The 18,255-nt window shown below is 58.9% G+C and carries 14 protein-coding genes; 7 read left to right on the forward strand and 7 right to left on the reverse strand.

Going from position 1 to position 18,255, the window contains the following annotated elements; all coding sequences use genetic code 11:
* Window positions 1-18 precede the first annotated feature (18 nt).
* The 7 genes from N6L25_RS10070 to N6L25_RS10100 all read left to right on the forward strand — a co-directional run bounded on the left by N6L25_RS10070 (window position 19) and on the right by N6L25_RS10100 (window position 10,925).
* Window positions 19-2,238, forward strand: coding sequence for a type VI secretion system Vgr family protein (locus N6L25_RS10070; RefSeq protein ID WP_271979794.1), 2,220 nt, complete (start codon window positions 19-21; stop codon window positions 2,236-2,238).
* On the forward strand, window positions 2,238-2,852 hold the full coding sequence (locus N6L25_RS10075; RefSeq protein ID WP_271979796.1) for a DUF4123 domain-containing protein: 615 nt from the start codon (window positions 2,238-2,240) through the stop codon (window positions 2,850-2,852). Before N6L25_RS10070 ends, N6L25_RS10075 begins: the two co-directional genes overlap by 1 nt.
* Entirely contained in the window at window positions 2,849-6,577 is a 3,729-nt protein-coding gene (locus tag N6L25_RS10080) for a hypothetical protein (protein ID WP_271979799.1), read from the forward strand. The genes N6L25_RS10075 and N6L25_RS10080 overlap by 4 nt, the downstream gene beginning before the upstream one ends.
* 6 nt (window positions 6,578-6,583) lie before the next feature.
* Window positions 6,584-7,582 carry a hypothetical protein gene (locus N6L25_RS10085; protein ID WP_271979801.1) on the forward strand — a complete coding sequence of 333 codons (999 nt, stop codon included), beginning with the start codon at window positions 6,584-6,586 and terminating at the stop codon, window positions 7,580-7,582.
* Between the two features lie 14 nt (window positions 7,583-7,596).
* On the forward strand, window positions 7,597-8,760 hold the full coding sequence (locus N6L25_RS10090; RefSeq protein ID WP_271979803.1) for a hypothetical protein: 1,164 nt from the start codon (window positions 7,597-7,599) through the stop codon (window positions 8,758-8,760).
* A 546-nt stretch (window positions 8,761-9,306) separates the two neighbouring features.
* Window positions 9,307-9,972: a hypothetical protein gene (locus N6L25_RS10095; protein WP_271979805.1), complete on the forward strand. Its 666-nt coding sequence runs from the start codon at window positions 9,307-9,309 to the stop codon at window positions 9,970-9,972.
* A gap of 86 nt (window positions 9,973-10,058) precedes the next feature.
* On the forward strand, window positions 10,059-10,925 hold the full coding sequence (locus N6L25_RS10100; RefSeq protein WP_271979807.1) for a DNA ligase: 867 nt from the start codon (window positions 10,059-10,061) through the stop codon (window positions 10,923-10,925).
* Between the two features lie 14 nt (window positions 10,926-10,939).
* Here the strand turns inward: N6L25_RS10100 and N6L25_RS10105 are convergent, their stop codons facing one another.
* From N6L25_RS10105 to N6L25_RS10135, 7 genes are all read right to left on the reverse strand, one after another.
* Window positions 10,940-11,104 (reverse strand): hypothetical protein, encoded by a 165-nt coding sequence (locus tag N6L25_RS10105; protein WP_271979809.1) that lies wholly within the window; start codon window positions 11,102-11,104, stop codon window positions 10,940-10,942.
* 77 nt (window positions 11,105-11,181) lie between these two features.
* On the reverse strand, window positions 11,182-11,667 hold the full coding sequence (locus tag N6L25_RS10110) for a hypothetical protein (protein WP_271979811.1): 486 nt from the start codon (window positions 11,665-11,667) through the stop codon (window positions 11,182-11,184).
* 280 nt (window positions 11,668-11,947) lie between these two features.
* Window positions 11,948-13,129 (reverse strand): toxic anion resistance protein, encoded by a 1,182-nt coding sequence (locus N6L25_RS10115; protein WP_271979813.1) that lies wholly within the window; start codon window positions 13,127-13,129, stop codon window positions 11,948-11,950.
* An 81-nt stretch (window positions 13,130-13,210) separates the two neighbouring features.
* Window positions 13,211-14,017, reverse strand: coding sequence for a hypothetical protein (locus tag N6L25_RS10120; RefSeq protein WP_271979815.1), 807 nt, complete (start codon window positions 14,015-14,017; stop codon window positions 13,211-13,213).
* 18 nt (window positions 14,018-14,035) lie between these two features.
* Complete coding sequence (locus tag N6L25_RS10125; RefSeq protein WP_271979818.1) at window positions 14,036-15,577, reverse strand: phosphate ABC transporter substrate-binding/OmpA family protein; 1,542 nt, start codon at window positions 15,575-15,577, stop codon at window positions 14,036-14,038.
* Window position 15,578: 1 nt separating this feature from the next.
* The gene (locus N6L25_RS10130; protein ID WP_271979822.1) at window positions 15,579-16,430 is read right to left on the reverse strand and encodes a vWA domain-containing protein; all 852 of its coding nucleotides are present in this window, start codon (window positions 16,428-16,430) and stop codon (window positions 15,579-15,581) included.
* Window positions 16,431-16,461: 31 nt separating this feature from the next.
* Window positions 16,462-18,210 carry an ABC transporter substrate-binding protein gene (locus N6L25_RS10135; RefSeq protein ID WP_271979824.1) on the reverse strand — a complete coding sequence of 583 codons (1,749 nt, stop codon included), beginning with the start codon at window positions 18,208-18,210 and terminating at the stop codon, window positions 16,462-16,464.
* Window positions 18,211-18,255 lie beyond the last annotated feature (45 nt).

Genomic DNA, 18,255 nt, shown 5'->3' on the forward strand with positions numbered 1-18,255 from the left:
TCTTCAAGGATCGAAGACATGCCCCAGGCCTCCGTTTCCCTCGCGAGGGGACTGCAGTTTACCGCCCGCGTGGGCACTCTCCCCGCCGACCTGTTTGTGGTGGTCGGCTTCGATTTCACCGAAGCCCTGTCCGAGCTGTTCCATGGCACCTTGGAGCTGGCCAGCAGCGATCCGGGTATCGGCATGGTCTCCGGGGGACAGACTTTAAGTCTGTCCCCCTCCTTGAGTGTGTCTCCCTCCCTGGATCAAGTCCTTGAACAACCCGTGGAACTGGCGGTATGGCAGGATGGCCAGCTGCTGCGCCGCTTCACCGGCGTTGTCTCCGAATTCGCCCGCGGCGACAGCGGCCACCGCCGCACCCGCTACCAGCTGGTGGTGGAGCCGGCGCTGTGGCGGCTGGGGCTGATGCACAACAGCCGCATTTTCCAGGCCCAGAGCCCAGACACCATCCTCAAGACCCTGCTGGACGAGCGCGGCATCGCCGACACGGTGTTCGACCTCAAGCGCGCCCCGCAGGAACGGGAGTATTGCGTTCAGCACCGGGAGAGCGACCTCGACTTCCTGCAGCGGCTCGCCGCCGAGGAAGGCTGGCACTTTCGATTTGACGTTGACGGGCGGTTTGATGCGGAAGCGGTTAACCAGCCGCTGGTGCTCTCCGACCACCACGGCGACACTGTGACGCTGCCCGAGGCCACCTACAACGCCAGCGCCGGCGGCAGCAGCCGGCAGCCGGCGGTCTTTAGATTTGAGTACCGGGAGCGGGTCCGCGTTGCCTCGGTGGCGATGAAGGACTACACCTTCCGTAACCCGGCCTACGCCCTGATGCATGAGCAGGCCGCCTCCGGCATCGACCACCAGCGCGACGATTATCAATATTACGACTACCCCGGCCGCTTCAAGACCGACGCCAGCGGCAGTGCCTTCAGCCAGACCAGATTGGACGCCCTGCGCAACGACGCCAGCGTCGCCCGCGGCAGCAGCAACCGCCCGGACTTCGCCGCCGGTGCCAAGCTGCCCCTGAGTGGCCACAGCCAGGACACGCTCAACCGGGACTGGCTGCTGACCGGCATCGTCCACACCGGCAAGCAGCCCCAGGCGCTGGAAGAGGAGGGTAGTAGCGATCCCACCACCTACCACAACACCTTCGAGGCCATCCCGGCGGATAGGACCTGGCGCCCTCAGGTTCAACACCGCCCATTGATGGACGGCCCGCAGATCGCCATCGTTACCGGCCCGGCGGGCGAGGAGATCCACTGCGACGAACTCGGCCGGGTGAAAGTGCGTTTTCCCTGGGATCGGCGCCTGCTGTCAGGCGAGGTAGAGAGTTCCAAGGATGACGAGCACAGCAGTGCCTGGCTCAGAGTCAGCCAGGGCTGGGCCGGCGGCCAGTACGGCTTCATGGCAGTGCCGCGCATTGGCCATGAGGTCATCGTCAGCTTCCTCGATGGCGACCCGGACCAGCCCATCATCACCGGCCGCAACTACCACGCCACCAACACGCCGCCCTACGCCTTGCCGGAACACAAGACCCGCACCGTGCTGAAGACCCAGAGTCACAAGGGCGAGGGCAGCAACGAGCTGCGCTTCGAGGACGAAGCGGGCCAGGAGCAGATCTACCTCCACGCCCAGAGGGACCTGGATCTGCTCACCGAACACGACCGCACCGAAGTGATCAAACACGACAGCCACCTGACGGTGGAAAACGATCGCATCGGTCATATCAAAGCCAACGATCACCTGACGGTGAATGGCGAGCGCCGTGAACAGATCGGCCAGGACCACAGCTTTAATGTCACCGGCACCCTCCACCTCAAAGCCGGCACCGCCTGGCTCAGCGAGTCCGGCACCGAACTCCACATCAAGGCCGGCCAGAAAGCCATCATCGAAGCCGGCGCCGAAATCACCCTCAAAGCCGGTGGCAGCTTCGTCAAAATCGACCCCAGCGGCGTCGCCCTGAGTGGACCCACCGTCAAACTTAACGGCGGCGGCTCGCCGGGCAGCGGATCAGGGCAAAGCGTGCAGGTACCGGGGCTGCCGGGGTTGGTGGATGCCAATGGCGGGGCGGTGGCGCCGGTGGCTTTGGCAACGGTTGGTCTCAGATCAATTGGCAAGCCCGATGACATGATTGCCGCCCTGGAAGTGGCGGCCGTGGAAGACCTCGCCCTGGTCGAGAAATGTATGGAACAGCCCGATGGCAGCTGCCCACTTGAGAACTGCCACTGTCGGGAGAGCGCTTGATGCGTCAATTTGCTCTGAATGAGGTCACCAGTGGCCATGCCCTTACCGATAGCCTGAACTGGTACGCCGTTCTTGAAGGGGCCGATCCTGGCTATGACACCCTTCAACTGATATACGCGTCGATTCCGAATCCGGAGTGGTTATCCCTCTACCAGTGCGGTTCCTATACTGAATTGGCGAAGGTGGGCCCGATCTTGCTCAAGCTTGATCAGCCAGGTAGCTGGATAAGGCATTGGCGGACAGACTTTCCTCGCCTGGCAGGATCGTTGGTTGGATCGGAGCAGGATCTGGCTGGCGTCGGTTGCCACATGCGTACACTGGTGTCGGCCCGTGTCCGGGACGGAGCAGATGCGCTGTTCCGGTTTTATGACGCCTGGATCATGAGAGCCCTGTACCCCACTTTAGAGGTTTCCGAACGTACCAAGCTCCATGGGCCTATAACCAAGTGGTTATGGCTCCTTGATGATAAAGCTGTCCTCGGTGAATCAGGGATGGACCATTCATCTGATGACGAGCAGCTGGAGGAAGGCTGGTTGCACCTGGATACAGTAAAACTGGATGCCATTCGGGAAGGTTTGGCGGCCAAACGGAATTGGAAGGATACTCACGCATGACAGACACCGGCGACATTACTGCTGCGGCCCCCTGCAAGGAGCCTGAGCGGCTCTATGTGGAAGTGGCGGGCACGGACGTTCACCCAGGTCACGGACTTGTACTGGAGAAGAACGGCGAAGTTGTTAATGCGCTCACCATGGCGCAGAAGCAATGGCACCAGCGTTACGAATGCGACTACGCAGTGGGCCGTGCCGAGCGTTTTGATCACACGCTGACGATGACGATTGATACGGAGCAGGGAGGACAACTGCGACTGCCCCTGCTTGACGATGTGCAGCCAACACGGCTTGCAGCCCGTACCCAGCCAAACCTGTTATTTCCGGTGTACCCGCTGGCAAGCCTGCCCTGGGTGGGCGGAGAGAGGGGCCACGCACTGCTGCGTCCCGGTTACCTGTACGTGTTCTGGAGAGGCATCCTCTGGCGGGAACTCCAAACCGACGAAAATGGCAAGCTCAGGGATGTCGACCTGGCCCATTGGCGAGAGCGGGCCAAGCTGGCTACCGCGCCCGAGGACCGGGTCAGTCTGGATGATAGACCTTCCGTGAGTGTCGCCCTGGACACGCTTTGGGTGCCGGCCCGCTTCCAGGGCGTTGCCAGGGCCGAATGGACCATTGGCGACGTCGAACTGGCCTGGTCAGAACAGCAGTGGAGCTGGGACTACATTGAGTCACTGGAATCCGGCCAGGATATCATTCACCTGCCTGCCAGCTACCGGGAACTGACAGGTATCCCCGCCTATGGCAAGGAAGGGGCCCGCGCCATTGATGCCCGTCGACAGACGCGCTGTGAGAACCTGGGAGGGCTGGACGGGTATGAGCACCGGCGCCGGTTTGGTCCTGAAGCCCATGCCGGCTTCGGCTGGATGCCGCTAGACCAGACCGTCCCCTGCCGCCGTCGCGATCCGGGACGGGAAAAGGACGCTTCCAACCCATTCCGGGTGACCCAGTCCCTGGACGGTGGTGGTCTGGACCGGGACAACACGGTGCTTCACCACATTCAGGGCGAGCTGGAACGACAGGAAGGCTACGTCTGCAAGGCGGCGGAGGCTGTTGACGTCGCCAGTGGCCTGAATCGCTGGATGGATGATTTGGTTGGGGAAGACTGGCGGGCCCAAACTGATGGTCAAGCGGGCGTCGGCGATGAGCTGCTGGCAGACAAGGCCGAGGTCGCCCGCAAGGAGCTATTGGATGAAGTCCGCAAGCGTCTGGCGTCCGCTATTGGGGAAGAGGATCAGCTTGCACCATTGAGGCAACGTCACATCCCCGCTGTACCGTTGCCGGATGTACTGTTTGAACTGGAATGGCTCACCAGCCAGACCGGACTGCACCTTATTCACCTGAAGACAGTCGCAGAGGCTAGTCAGGATCACCCTCATTTCAAGAGTGCCATGCTGGTGCACTCGGCCATGTTTGACCACAATGGCTATGAGCGTGGCCCCTTTGATGATTACCGCCACGCTGTGGATACAGAGAAACTGGACCAGGCACTTCGCAAGGAGGAGCGTGAGTCCTGCCGTGCTACCTGCTACGAGTTGATCCAGCGCCGAATCGAGCTTCTGGAAAACAACGCCATTCCCGTGTTCAACGATCTTTTTGCCCTCAATGGCTTGTGCTACCCCATTGCCTTGCAAACCCTGAATCCACTGCTCGCCCACCTGGAGACGTCGGTATTCCAGTTCGATCCCCTGGCGGGCAAGGTTACCAGGGATCGGGAGGCATACCGAGACCAGGCTGGTGCCGCCTTTATCGAGAAACTGGCGCGGGGACAAACCGGGCTGGCTACCTACCTGAGCGCAGACGCGGATAAGGCGCCCCTCGACAAAGCGTTGGGTGACGACATCAGTGAATGCCAGGTTGAACCAAACGACGGTTCCGGCAAGCCCCGGCCGGGACTCTTGCAATGGCTCCAGGCCCAGCGGCCGGAGGTTGGCGACTTGCCGGAACCCTTGCGGGAGCAGTACGAATTGAGCCAGCAGGAACGCCAGGCTGTCGTCGACAACATCGCCCGTATGTCGGATCCGGCCCTACTGCAATGGGCCCAGGTGTCCTACACCACCCTGGGCCAGCTCATGGCCGACCTCAGCAGCGAGTTCTACCTCACCGTCCAGCGGGCGCTGCTGCGCAAGATCGGTGATGGCCCGATCTACCAGGTCGCCGACACCCTGCAGATACCGACCCGCTACATGAAGCTGGGCAACCCGTTCTTGCGGGGACTTGTGGTGGGCCATGCCAACCCCCTGCTGGCCAACCCCAATCCGGAGATGGTGGCTTTGGGCATCCGCTTCGGTAATCAGGAAGCCGGCCTTGCCCGCTTCTCAACCGAGGCCATCAACGACGCCCTGCGTCAGGCCAGTGGTAGCCAGATTGTTCGCCCCAAGGGCGGTGTGGTCAACCGGGTAGGGCCCGACATGGAGGGGAATTACGCCGTTATCCGCAATGGCAATGGCAAGATGATCGCCAATACCGCCTCGGTGGCGGGTATCCAAGGCGGTACTCCGACCGCGGCCGTGCAGGTGGAGATTCTCATGGCCCATAAGGATAGCGTGGCCGCCAGAATGTCACAGGGTTTGACGAGCCGGGCCAGCAATGCCTTGATGCGTTGGGCACCGCCGGGGATGTTGGGGGTGTTTGGGTTTAACGTCATCAATAGCGCCCACGCGTTCCTTTCTTCAGACTTTGATAAGGGTATTCCAGTAAAAGAAGTAACCTCGATTTTTTATGGGGTAGCCAATCTCCTATATTGGCTTGGGCATATCGTTGAGGCCGAGAACCTGGCGAGGGAAACTCGTTTGTCCTGGCTCACCAGGCCGTTGCTAGAGATAGATAAAATCCCCAACCAGAAGCTAAAGTGGGCCGCCGGGAGGCTATTTACTGATAAAGTGCTGTCCATTGCTAAGTTCGCAGGTGTCGCAGGCGCGGCTCTGGAGGTGGTCCTGGCTCTATGGGAAGGAATACAGCGGGTACAGGCCAACGACCATGATGCTGCGGCGGGGTACTTTGTGGCGGCGACCGGTTTCGGTGTGTTCATGTTCTCCCATCTGGCAGGGACGAGTTTGGTGCCGATCTTGGGTATTAGCTTCGCGGCGGCCCTGGCGGCCGTCGCCCTGATTGTAGCCCTGGCGGCGTTGGTCTGGGCCATTGTCCGCACCGACGACACCCTGGAGACCTGGCTCAAGAACGGACCTTTTGGCAAGGTGGACCCTGCCAGCCAGTTCCAGCATCTCTACGACGCACCTGAGGACGCCTTCCAGTTCCTGGTGGGCGCCCTGTTCCCGCTAACCGGGGCCAGCGGTAACCTGGCGGAGTTTAATGACCAGGGCCTGCTGTCCAATGAGGAAAAGGACTGGCTGCAGGACAACCAGCGCACCGAAGGGCATGTGATTGCCATCAGCTCCGCTGCCTTCCTGTTGGTGGACAGGCCCGAAGAGCAGTTCAAGGCCCATTTCTGGATGACCTGGAATCTTGGTGGCACGGTGAAGCCCCTCACACCTGAATTTGTGTACTACGACGCCGAACGCCAGATGTTGCGCTTCCATGTGCCCAAACCTCAATGGCGGGGCATGGGCCGGTTCCGTTCCCTGGAAAAGCTAAAAGCCAAGGTACAGGTTGCCTTGGGCAACGGCGGCCTGTTGCCGACCAGTGACCTGGACCAGCCGCTGGTACCGACAGTGGGCGAACCGGAATGCACCGGGGATAACCCCCGCTGGCTCACGATAACGAGTTGACCCGTTATGAATGATGTCTATCAAACCACCGCCTACCGTTCCGACGCCATCCCGGCCTTGCCACCGGGAGGGCACGCGGACATGGACAAGGCTTTTCAGCGTCTGCCCTGGGGGCACAACCAGAATCCAATAGTGCCCAACACCATGGAGGCGCAATTAGCTTACGCTGGCTTGTTTGAGAGTGAAAACGATGTGGAGGACGGTTATCCCTGGGGGGGGGCGGTGTTCTCTATCAGCAAGGGTTTCCTGAGTGGGTTGCAGGGCTTCTTGTACATGCTGTATATGTGTTCTTGGCTCGCTTTCTTTATCTCTTTTTTCCCCTTGGGCCTTTTAATTCTTAAAGTCTTATTTACAGAACCATCCATCAAAGGTGTGCTGTGGATATATGATACTTTTAAGGTCATTTACTTACTCATAGCTATAGGCTACTTCGGAGGCAAGTACGGCCGCCTACTCCTGATTTACCTCACCGACAAGCGTCAGCGAGCCAATCCCACGGGCCTGTATCGCCGGGAAGGGCTGGTTCGGGTCAAGGAAGGCAAGACCGTCTTCGAGGCCCCCTTCATCGAGTTCGACGCCTACCTGGTACACACCCCTTCCGGCCGGGGCGGCCGCTACTTCAACCTGGTGTTGCAGCATCGCTACAGCAAACACCAACTGTGGATGAAAGGCTTGCTTACCGATGCTATGAACCAGAAGGAAGTGTATGCCTACTGGGACATGATTCAGCAGTTCATGGACGTGAGCGGCCCCCTGCCGGACGTACCTATCTTCGAGCCTTTCCGTGCCCGGGACCCGGTAACCGCCGCATACGATGAACACACCGGGCGGGACCCGTTCAAGTGGCGCAAGGTCACCCGGGAGTCCTGGCGTAAGGACCACGAACTACGCTGGAAAAACCGTCTACAGGAGACGAACTTCCACCACCCTTGCATTCTGGATGCCCGCATCCAGGGAAGGGGGCTGCCGCTGCCGGACGAACCACGAGGGGCTATGTTGGCGTGATTGGGTAGGTTGTGATGCACTCCTCTGTCGAAATCCCACCAAAACTGGTTACCACTTCCGGCGGCTACTATGGCACCGGCGCCTATCGCCCTGACTCGATACCCGAGCAACCCGCCCAGAGCCAGGATTTCAATCACTCAAAACTGGGACGCTCAGCCGGTTTCCGGCTGCCCTGGGGCGGCACGCAAGAACTGATGCCATCCAACCTGTTTGCTCGCTGGCGACCTGAGGCGCTTCGAAGAATTGAAAAGCGCGGGGATCTGCTGGCTGAAACGGGAGACCAGGGGCAACTGGATCATGAAAGTATTTGTTATGCGCCGCTGGCTTTCCGGTCGAAGTTGATCAATGTGTTTGAGGTATACGGCAAAGGTTTCTTCTGGGTTAGTTTACCTCTTGGGCTTGTTACTTATTTGATGCATGCCTACCTTACTGGCTCAACTTTGTTAATTGCCCTAAAAGAAGTCTGGCCATTTTTCTTGGTGATATCAGGCACACCGGCTTTCATGTGGTTATCGTCCTTGCTCGTATTCGAACTCTTCCCTCGATGGTGCGTAAAGGCTGGACGGGGGCCTGAATGGGAACTCAACCGCCGTACCGGTCTGGTCCGGGTGTGGCGCTACCGCCGGACGATCCCTTTCCTTTGGAGGCGTAAAGCGACGGTCATCGAGGCCCCCTTTTATGAGTTCGACGGCTGGGTGGCAGGTGGTGCCACCCAGTATGGGCCGAGGTTCGATTTCATATTGTGCCACCGCTACAGCAAGCTGGAGGTTCACATAGGGGATATCCTGTTGGGTTGGCACCACGTTTCCCGTCCCTGCTACGCGCTCTGGGATTTCCTCCAGAACTACATGGACGTAACCCGGCCCCTGCCGGAGTTTCCCGTGCTGGAACCCCACCGGCACAAGGATCCGGTGACCGCCGAACACGACCGCAAGACCGGCCGGCCGGAACGCTACTGGCGGGATATGGACGACGAAACGTTCAAGCAAAAGGAAAACGAGCTGTACAACCAGGTCCTGCGCATCAACACCGAGCAACGCCCGAACCTGATGGCAAAGAAGGTACGCTATGCGCACATGACGCCAGAGGACATGCTCGCCTATGGCCGTGGTTCACGGGAGTCTCGTCAAGGTCGCTCCAGGTCCGGAGCACGTAGACAGCCAATTGGTAATGCTTGAGGAGATAAAAACAAGCCCATCTGAGCGAGGAAAACCGGCCTTTCTGGTTCGACGACAAGGTAAGCCTGAATGACCAGCCTGACTCCGCCTGACGGCATGAACTACTATGGCCTCGGTGCCTACCGCCCTGACTCGATACCCGACCAACCCATCCAGAGCCAGGATTTCAGTCACTCAAAACTAGGACGCTCAGCCGGTTTCCGGTTGCCCTGGGGCGGCACGCAAGAATTGATGCCGTCTAACCTCTTTGCTCGCTGGCGACCGGAGGCTCTTCGAAGAATTGAAAAGCGAGGGGACCTGCTCGCTGGAACAGGAGATCAGGGGCAACAGGACCATGAATGCATTTGTTTCGCACCGTTAGCCTTGCGATCCAGGTTGATCAACGGATTTGGAATGTATGGCAAAGGGTTCTTCTGTATCGGGTTACCAGTTGCGCTGGTTATGTATTTGATAGGTGTGTCTTGGGTTGGGCCTGACGAAACCTGGCTGACTGTATTATTTGAAGTTTGGCCGGTACTTTTCGTGATCGCAGGGGTTCCAGGCCTTATGTGGCTGTCCTCCACGATCGTTTTCAAATTCTTCCCGCGATGGTGCGTAAAGGCTGGACGGGGGCCTGAATGGGAACTCAACCGCCGTACCGGTCTGGTCCGGGTGTGGCGCTACCGCCGGACGATCCCGTTCCTTGGGCGGCGTAAAGCGACGGTCATCGAGGCCCCCTTTTACGAGTTCGACGGCTGGGTGGCGAGTGGTGCGACCCAGTATGGGCCGAGGTTCGATTTCATATTGTGCCACCGCTACAGCAAGCTGGAGGTGCATCTGGGGGATGTCATGTTGGGTTGGCACCATGTATCCCGTCCCTGCTACGCCTTCTGGGATTTCCTCCAGAACTACATGGACGTGACCCGGCCCCTGCCGGAGTTTCCCGTGCTGGAACCCCACCGGCACAAGGATCCGGTGACCGCCGAACACGACCGCAAGACCGGCCGGCCGGAACGCTACTGGCGGGATATGGACGACGCAACGTTCAAGCAAAAAGAAGACGAGATGTATAACCGGGTCCTGCGTATCAACACCGAACAACGCCCGAACCTGATGGCAAAGAAGGTTCGCTATGCGCACATGACGCCCGAAGACATGCTCGCCTATGGCCGTGGACGTTGTGATAGTCGCCAGAGTCGGGCTAAGTCAGGGGAAAGTGTTCGTCTGGTTTAATAGATTCATACATTCAGGCGCTTGATCACGGAGCCACAATATCCCGATTTGGCAGACCTGAACGTCATCGCAAGGGACGCACACGGATGTTCAAACGATACGGATTGTCGCCACACCTGTTTGCCGCTGCGATGATGATTGTCCTCGGCAGCACAGTATTTGCTCAAACCCCACCCCCACTCCTCCTCGCCGAAACCTACCAACAGGGCATGTCGCTCGAAGGCTATTGGATCAGCGAAAAACTGGACGGTGTCCGCGCCTTCTGGGATGGCGAACAGCTGCAGTCCCGCCAGGGCCATGTATTCAACGCCCCGGCTTGGTTTATAGCGGGGTTTCCAGATCAACCGCTGGACGGTGAGTTGTGGATGGGGCGGCAGCGGTTCTCCGAGCTGTCCGCCGCCGTGCGGCGGTATTTGCCCGATCCACAAGAATGGCGGCAGATTCGTTTTATGGTGTTTGATTTGCCGGCGAGTCATAGCCCTTTCAGTGAGCGAGTCAGGCAACTGCGCAGCCTGCTGGAGCCGTCACCCTCGCCCTATCTGGCCCTGACGGCACAGCATCCCGCCTCGTCCCACGAGGCGTTGATGACCAGGCTGGACCGTGTGGTGGCCGGCGGTGGCGAGGGCCTGATGCTGCACCATGGTGACAGCCTCTATCGCGCCGGGCGCTCGGACGATTTGCTGAAGGTGAAGCGCCACCAGGATGCGGAAGCGGTGGTGATTGGCCATGTACCCGGGGAGGGGCGTCATGAAGGGCGGTTGGGCGCATTGCTGGTAGAACGGCAGGATGGGCGGCGGTTTCGCATCGGTACCGGCTTTTCGGACGCCGAGCGGGAGACGCCGCCCGCCCTCGGTATCATAGTGACCTACAAGTATTTCGGTCTGACTTCGACCGGCCTGCCACGGTTCGCCAGTTTCCTCCGCGTTCGCGATGACGAGCCCAACACGCCTTAGCGCGTGAGGGTTGGCTAGGGCGGATAGGGGTAGCCGTTCTGGTCGAAGCTCAGGTCGAGGAACCCGAACTTATAGGGTCCGGCATAACCCGGTGCCAGCCGCCATTGGTTGTTCCGCCCGAAGCGGATGGCCTCGATCATCACCGTGAAGTCCAGTCGCCACTGATTGTCTTCCCGCACGAAAAAGTACGGTGGGCAGGTGCGTTCGGCAATGGGATTCAGCTGTCAAAGCAGTATTGGAACGCTACCCGCGGTCGTTAGAGTCCTGCACTCCCGGTCGGTGCAATGAAACCAACATCCATGAACAGACTGGCTACCATGAGCAGGGATAACAGCCCGGCATTAATGGTGATGTTCTTGGCCAAATCAACTGGGGCAACAAGGATGGCAGCGGCATCTGCCGGATGCGCATACCACCTGCTGTAATCTCGTCGAATCTGCACCTTATAGTCACCTTCGGGCAAGGTGTTCAAATTGGCTTCGACCTCGACCGGCTCCCCGCGAATGATGGCTATGGCGGGCTGCCATCGTCCTGTGAGGCCGTCAAGCGTCATTATGGCGTGTCCCGCGTCAGTGTGACCGGCTTCATTGACTCTCGATTCCAATTCCAGGGTGTAGAAAAAGTTGTTCTCCATATCATAATGAAATTCGGTGATGGGGACGGCGACGAGACCACGATTCGAGGGTACCGTGGCTTCGCCCGATTGCCCGCGCTCACCAATCACATTCAACGTATTCGTCATGGTCAGAGCGCACCCTGTGAGAGACAGCGGCGCAATGTTGGCCAAGAGCATCGTCATGCACCTGAACATTGGGCTAAGCCGGTTGCGAATGGCGGTGACCAGGCTGAAACTGTGCATCTGAGACGGTTCTTTCGTGTAGGAATAGAGCGATCGGCCTGGGATCAGGGCAGGGCTAGGGCTGCGAGGAACTTTCCCCCGCGGCCGCTCCTCCCCAGTCGCCAGTGCATTGCACAAATCTTGGGCTGGATTTGAAACGGCCTCGAGGGCTTGCGCCGTCGCTTTAGTCGTTGCGCACTTCAATGACCTCAATGGCACCCTTCAATGCGCCCCGAGCCTGTTCTGCCCCTTCCATGCTTTGAATGGAGGACTCCAGGCTTTGGGTCAGGTTATCCATTTCCTCAATCGAATGGGCCATTTGGGGCAAGGCTTCGCGACGGAAGCTGCCGAGGTCCTGCAATGCGGCTTCGACGTCCAGGAAGGCCTGTTTCAGGGTATCCATGTCCAGCTGGGTTTGGCTGGCCTGCTTCTGGATCTCAACACCCTGGGTTCGCAGCGTTTGTGCGGTACCGGCAATCAGATCGTTGGTGGTGTTGGTGACGGACTGCACGCCCTTCAGCACCCGTTTCTGGGCTTGCAGCGCCAGAGCCAGGGTGGAGGCGGTAGACAGGGCGGTAACGGTGACGTTGACGGCGCGATCCACGCCCCGTACCAGTTCCTGATTGTTGCGGATTATGATTTCCGTCGAGAGGGTGCCCTGTTGATTGACGGCCAGCATCTGTTGCAGGTCCATGATGCGCTGACGTAACGGAAACAGCACTTCCTCCTCAAGAAATGCCCGGCGTTCGTCGTCCGTGGCTTGGTCTACTTGCTCGGTTAAGGCCTGGTCCATCAGCTGGCCGAGCTTGACGTAATCCTGCAGCTGAAAGGTCAGTTCACGCATGCGCTTTTGGTCGCTGCGCAGGGTCACGTTGTCACGCTCCAGTTGCGCCCTGCCATCTTTGAGGCTGGTGACGATGTCCTGGATCACGCCATCGACCGACTGGTAGCGGGCGAACCATCGGCTGACCGGGGTGCCCACGCCGGGAATGCGGGCCAGGATGCGGCGCATTGAGCCCATGGTGAAATCCACCCGGTTGGGATTGATCTCGCTGACCTGTTCCTGCAGTGACAACAGGCCGTTGGCGACTGGGCCGCCATCCTCGGCATCCCTGACCAGGTTGGTGACCGGCTGTTTGAGTATTGCGCTCTGTTGCGCCAGCTGCCGTGCCACCGTGCTCCCGAGGGTGGTGACTGACCGGGCCTGGCGCTCGCGTTTGTCGAGATCCCGGATATCGAGAGCGACCAGGTTTTTGACCAGATCATCGGCCTGGGCTTTGAGCTTTGGGTCGACAGCCGTGTTATCGGTGGGGATCATCAGTTCGGTTTCGAGTGTGGCCTTATCGGCCAGGACTAGCTGGTTCATGGTTGCTCCTTACGTCCCTGTGGTTGCTGTTGTAAGACGTGACTTTCGGTGGGTGGTCTATTCCAGCGGTGGCCGGTAAAGCTATTGCTTGTATGCATACTGCTGGGCATTTTCGATCAGCCGGGTCAGTTCACCCATGGCCTGTTCCATATCCATGGCAGCCTTGCCGCTGTTCAGGTCGGTATTGGCCAGCTGTGTGCTGACCTGATCCAGTCGGGTCAGGGCGGCCTCATTCTGCTCAAGTAACTGGCGAACCCGTTGATGTTGTGTTTGGTGAAGCATGAGGCGCTCCTCGATCTGGTCCCTGGTTTCCTGGACTTCTTCGTGCGGTCGGGCCTGTAGCGCCTGCAATTTGTTGTTCAGCATGCCGCTGTCGATGGCGGCCACGGACTGCAGGGCCAAGGCGGCCTTTTCCAGGTTATCCAGACCGTTGAGATACACCTGCTCGGCAGTGGCCAGGTAGCGATTGTAGGTCAGTTCGCCAGGTTGTAACTTGCGATTCAGAATGTGGTTAAAATTTTCGAACTTGCGTTGGAACAGGGTGAGTTGCACGCTGCCTTCGTCAACCTGAAGGTTGATGAATTCCTGTCTTAGACGGTTGATGGCCTCCTTGCGCTGGGTTTCCAGGCCCTTTCGATAGCGCTCCAGGTAACGATTGGCATGGGTGTCGCCTCGGCCGAAAAATTCCCACGCCCAGCCAACGCCAGCCAGCAGTGCGCAACCCGCCAGAGCTGCCATCATTACAGGGGAGCTGCCAAACAGAGTGACCCCCGCGCCACCGAGAATACCCATGACCGTTGGGTAAACGGCGGCCGGTTGTTGCAGGGAGGTTCTCAGCGTCTCTTTTTTGATTTGGTCGGGTCTGATGGCGCGGGTGTCGAATTTCATGCGGGTTTCCGTTGTTCGTCATAGATCGCCGCTGAGCAGTGCGATTTCTACTCTGGGCAGGCGGTAGCTATAAGCGCGAGAGGATTCGTTTGGCAGCTGTGCGAGTGGGCGGCTGCCGCCGAAACCGACAGAACGGAAGCGGTGGGGCTCGGCACCTCGGCTGGCGTCGATATAACGAAGCACAGCATCGGCACGAGCCTGCGACAGTGCCTGGTTGGCCTCCTGGTCACCCCGGGTGCCGGTATGGCCACGGATCTCGACGCGAAAGTTGGGGTAGTGCTGCAAGCTTTGCATCAGATTATCGATCTCCCGTTGGCCCGCAGCAGTGGGCTCCGCGGTGCCGCTGGCGAAGGCGATGGGCTCGACCTTTAATAAGCCCACTGGCCTCAGTTGCGCCCATTCTTCGTTGTCCAGTGGCCTGAAACGGTTCGGGTTTTGGCTGCTTCCTGAAAGATTTCCCGTTGCCAAGCTGTGATACAGGGCCTTGGTCAGCGACGAATTGATCAGACGGTACGGGTCATTGCCGGGCAGTGGGGAGCGGTCGAACACACCGTCGTCCGTTAGGATATGAATGGCCGAGTCGATGGCGTCCACCAGATGCTGGTGCCCTGCAGCGCCGGTCTGGCTACCGCCGAACCAGTCGTGGACGTTGTCGGTGAGGGTTTTCCAGGAAACGCCGTCGAGCAGGTTTTCCAATTGCTCCGGAGTCAGCTGGTACTCATTCCGCAGCGCCTGGATCAACTCCTGGGGGTGGCGGCGATAATGCTGCTGGACCTGGAAATATGTCTTGAGAAAGGCCTTGGCCAGGTCAGGTTGATCCTGAAGCACACGCGGGTTGGCAATGAGTACGTCCACAATCAGCTTTTGGGTATCCTCGGTGCCCAACAGACGGATCATGCCAGGTTGCGCCAGGGCCATGGTCACCTCGGGTTCCCAAAGCACGGCTATATCAACCCGCTGTTGCAGTAACTCGTCAAGCGCTTCGCGGGAGCCTTGGACCGGAACCCGCCAGTGTCCGTTCTGGTTCAGAGTGGTCAGATCGAAGTGGCTGCGTAATGCTCGCAGAAGGTGTTCGCTGGGGGAGTCCGGCGTAAAGGCAATCCGAATTTCATCGGAGTTTTTCAGGGCATCGATCGAGGCCCACTTGTCCGCACGCGCAACAATGGCGTCACCGCCCTTGGATTCGTCGATCACCGTCACGATGGGACCGGGAAAATTATGCGCCGCTCCGTTCTGTAGATAACTGTCCACGGTGGCCACAACAAAACTGTAGTCGCCGCGGGCCAACTTGCGAAAGCGCTCTTCATAGTTGGCCTGATCGTCCACACATTCGAGCAGATAGCCCTGACGCCGCAAGCGGTTGGTCATTTCCGGCGAACACAGGGGAAAGTAGCCAACCCAACTGTCTCGGGCAACGGTGATCATGCCCTTGGTGTTGCGAGCATCAGTGGCCTGCAGCTGGCGACTCTCCTCAGACCAGGCGAGATAAGTCTTGTAACCGCCAAGGCTGATCAGACCGAAGATCAACAGCGCCGTGGCAATTCGGGTATGGGTGTTCATGTCAGTTGGCAAACTCCAGCACGGCAAAATCCGGTGCTTCTGCCAGAACTTCATTCAGTCCCGCTGTCAGCGCTTCCTGGTCATCTGCTGCTCGGTAGAAGGTTAGGCCGGGTTGGTTGAGGGAGTGATTCTCATCGATACAGAAGCCAATGGTGTGAATGTTCACAGGGCTGGATTCGAGAATTTTCGCCACCTTGAGAGTGGGTTGGAATCCGGAGGAGGCTTCACCATCGGTAATGATCACCAGATGGTATTCGCCATAACCCAGCTGTTTTTCCGCCTGGTTGGTCAACGCGATGAAACCGTGCTCTATGCTCTTTGACAGAGGGGTATCCCCCCCGGCGATCACGTTTTGCACGGCATTTTGGAGTTGGGCCCGGTTGCCAGTGGTCAGCGAGACCCGTTGTCTAGCGCCCTGACGATCAAATACAAAAAGCCCGATGTTGGCGTCTGCATGAAGACGATCGATAAACTGCAATACGGCGGATTTCGCGACCACGAGCTTGTCCTGGCCGCCGCAATCCCTCAATCCCATACTGCCGGAGCCGTCGAATACCAGGTAGTAATTCTTTGCCATGAGATTGGCGCTGATTTCGCCTGCCTTGTTCGGCGGCCAACTGTAGTTGGCCGATTGCAACGCGTAGTACGGTGAGTGCGCATTGGCGTTTGATGTCGTCCAGTCAGAGGTGAGATCGGTGCTGGGCTGGTGTGTCGTAGCTGGCGTGCCAGCCGGATCTGAAAACAGGTCACCAAATTCCAGCACTGCGACTACGATGAGGGCGAGCAGAATCAGCCAGACTTTGCCTGAAGCCCTCGGATGGTCTGCGGACGCATTCCGATTGCGATTGCTCATGAATCATGCTCCTTATGCTTGATAGGCCGACTTAAAGAGGAGTAAACACGTTAGATTCGGCTTCCACCTGGATGACGCGAAATTCAACACGCATATTGGAGCGCCATTCCTGTTCGGTGGTAGGGGCGCACGGTTCGTGGCCACAAATGCCGGTCTTAGGATTGGCGATGCCGTTCCCCACCACGGCGAATTGCGAAGGATCGAGGCTGATCTGTTCGGCGGAGGCGTATCGAATCAAGCTGTCGCGCACTTCCTGGGCACGGGACAGGCTAAGGTTTCGCGCTGACTGTTTGATCCGGCCCAGCACTACCGGCGGCTGCCCGGCCTTGTTGGCCCGCAGGTACTCCATCGGATCGGAATTGCCCTCGACGGTAATGATGGCGCCGCCGTAGGTGTTGGCCAGCTCTACCACCCGACTAAACGCATCCTGGTAGTGCTCCTGGGCAAAGGACCGTTGGTTGGGGGCGAAAAACACTTCAAAGGAAAACAGCTCGCCCTCCTGAAGGTTCTGTTGCTGTTGGCGCTGGCTCATGAGTTGGGCAACCTGGTTTTCATTGAACCGGGGTCTGGAGGCTTCCGCGGTGATTCCACCGCTGTTGGCCAGGCGGCCATAATCCAGACCGGCTTTGGTCAGAATGACGCTGTGCTGGATAATGCCGGCTTGTCGAAGCCCTGTATTGATCTCACGACTGAGGGCATCCAGGCGGCGAGGGTAGTTGGCATCGGTGAAGAACCGCTGGTTACCCACCACACCAACAAACTGCGCATCACCGTAGAGGCCTTCAACATCGGCGGTGGCATGTTCGCTGTCGAACAAGGCTTCGGCGGCGGCGCTCAGCAGGCGGTCATAGGTGCGGGCCTGGCTGGCTCTGTCGGCGGTCAGTTCCCGTAATGCGGTTTCCGCTTCCAGCAGCCCCTCCACAAAAACTGCTACCTGTTCGCGATGGTTGTCGTAAAAATCTTTCCGGACGGCATAGACATCGGCTATCACCTTGTTGGCGGTACGCGTCGAGAGCAAAATCCGTGCGCCATTTACCGAGTCTTCCGAACCGGTGCCGACGGCTCCACCGGAGGTAAGGGCGAGGGCATCGGGAATGATGACGAAGGCGGCGTCCACATCCGACTGGTGCAGTGCGGCGGCAGGGCTGTTGTCGGTGCCCGTTAGATCTGGCAGCCAGCGGATGTTAACGTCACTGAAGCTGAGGCCTGCGTCCTTGAGGATCCGTACGGCGTAGTCTACATGGGGGCCGTAGGCTTGCAGGGCGATGGTCTTGCCCCTCAGGTCGGCGGCGCTTCGGATTGATGGTTTGACCACCAGGGCATCGCCGCCAGCGGACCAGGTCATCTGGTAGATAACCACCGGTGCGGTGCGCGGGTCCCGGTTCAGCAGTTCCGCTGCCGCGCTCACCATGCCTACGGTGCCGCGGAGATAGGGCGTTTCCCCGCTAATGTAGCTTTTCACTTGGCGGGTGAAGATATCTTCACGATACAGAGTGTAGTCGAGGCCTTTACGACCGAAGATGGAATCCGGTGTGGTGCGCAATTGATTGCCATTAGCCAGCACAGTGGCAATGTCGCCCCCCCAGGTAATCATCGGGACCTTGAGGTTGCGAGTGTTTACTTCACCGATATTGAGGGAAAGCACCTGATCGAGCGGCTCATAATCAATGTACTGAGGCTCCGCCTGGGCAGTGCCGAGGGCAGCAAAGCACCACAGAATCATCGGCAGGCACCACCAGCGCGCTCGGCTTGAGGAGTAGAAAGTGGGATGGTTCGCCATGTTGTTAAAGTCCTTGTCGGTTGACGCGTAGATAAAGCAACGGTG

The organism is Marinobacter sp. SS21 (assembly GCF_028369065.1).
Classification (GTDB): Bacteria; Pseudomonadota; Gammaproteobacteria; order Pseudomonadales; family Oleiphilaceae; genus Marinobacter.

Coding starts and splice junctions, on each gene's coding strand:
- N6L25_RS10075 (WP_271979796.1), top strand. CDS start 2,238: ATGCGTCAATTTGCTCTGAATGAGGTCACCAGTGGCCATGCCCTTACC.
- N6L25_RS10095 (WP_271979805.1), top strand. CDS start 9,307: ATGTGGCTGTCCTCCACGATCGTTTTCAAATTCTTCCCGCGATGGTGC.
- N6L25_RS10100 (WP_271979807.1), top strand. CDS start 10,059: ATGTTCAAACGATACGGATTGTCGCCACACCTGTTTGCCGCTGCGATG.
- N6L25_RS10120 (WP_271979815.1), bottom strand. CDS start 14,017: ATGAAATTCGACACCCGCGCCATCAGACCCGACCAAATCAAAAAAGAG.
- N6L25_RS10080 (WP_271979799.1), top strand. CDS start 2,849: ATGACAGACACCGGCGACATTACTGCTGCGGCCCCCTGCAAGGAGCCT.
- N6L25_RS10090 (WP_271979803.1), top strand. CDS start 7,597: ATGCACTCCTCTGTCGAAATCCCACCAAAACTGGTTACCACTTCCGGC.
- N6L25_RS10070 (WP_271979794.1), top strand. CDS start 19: ATGCCCCAGGCCTCCGTTTCCCTCGCGAGGGGACTGCAGTTTACCGCC.
- N6L25_RS10125 (WP_271979818.1), bottom strand. CDS start 15,577: ATGAACACCCATACCCGAATTGCCACGGCGCTGTTGATCTTCGGTCTG.
- N6L25_RS10110 (WP_271979811.1), bottom strand. CDS start 11,667: ATGACGAATACGTTGAATGTGATTGGTGAGCGCGGGCAATCGGGCGAA.
- N6L25_RS10085 (WP_271979801.1), top strand. CDS start 6,584: ATGAATGATGTCTATCAAACCACCGCCTACCGTTCCGACGCCATCCCG.
- N6L25_RS10135 (WP_271979824.1), bottom strand. CDS start 18,210: ATGGCGAACCATCCCACTTTCTACTCCTCAAGCCGAGCGCGCTGGTGG.
- N6L25_RS10115 (WP_271979813.1), bottom strand. CDS start 13,129: ATGAACCAGCTAGTCCTGGCCGATAAGGCCACACTCGAAACCGAACTG.
- N6L25_RS10130 (WP_271979822.1), bottom strand. CDS start 16,430: ATGAGCAATCGCAATCGGAATGCGTCCGCAGACCATCCGAGGGCTTCA.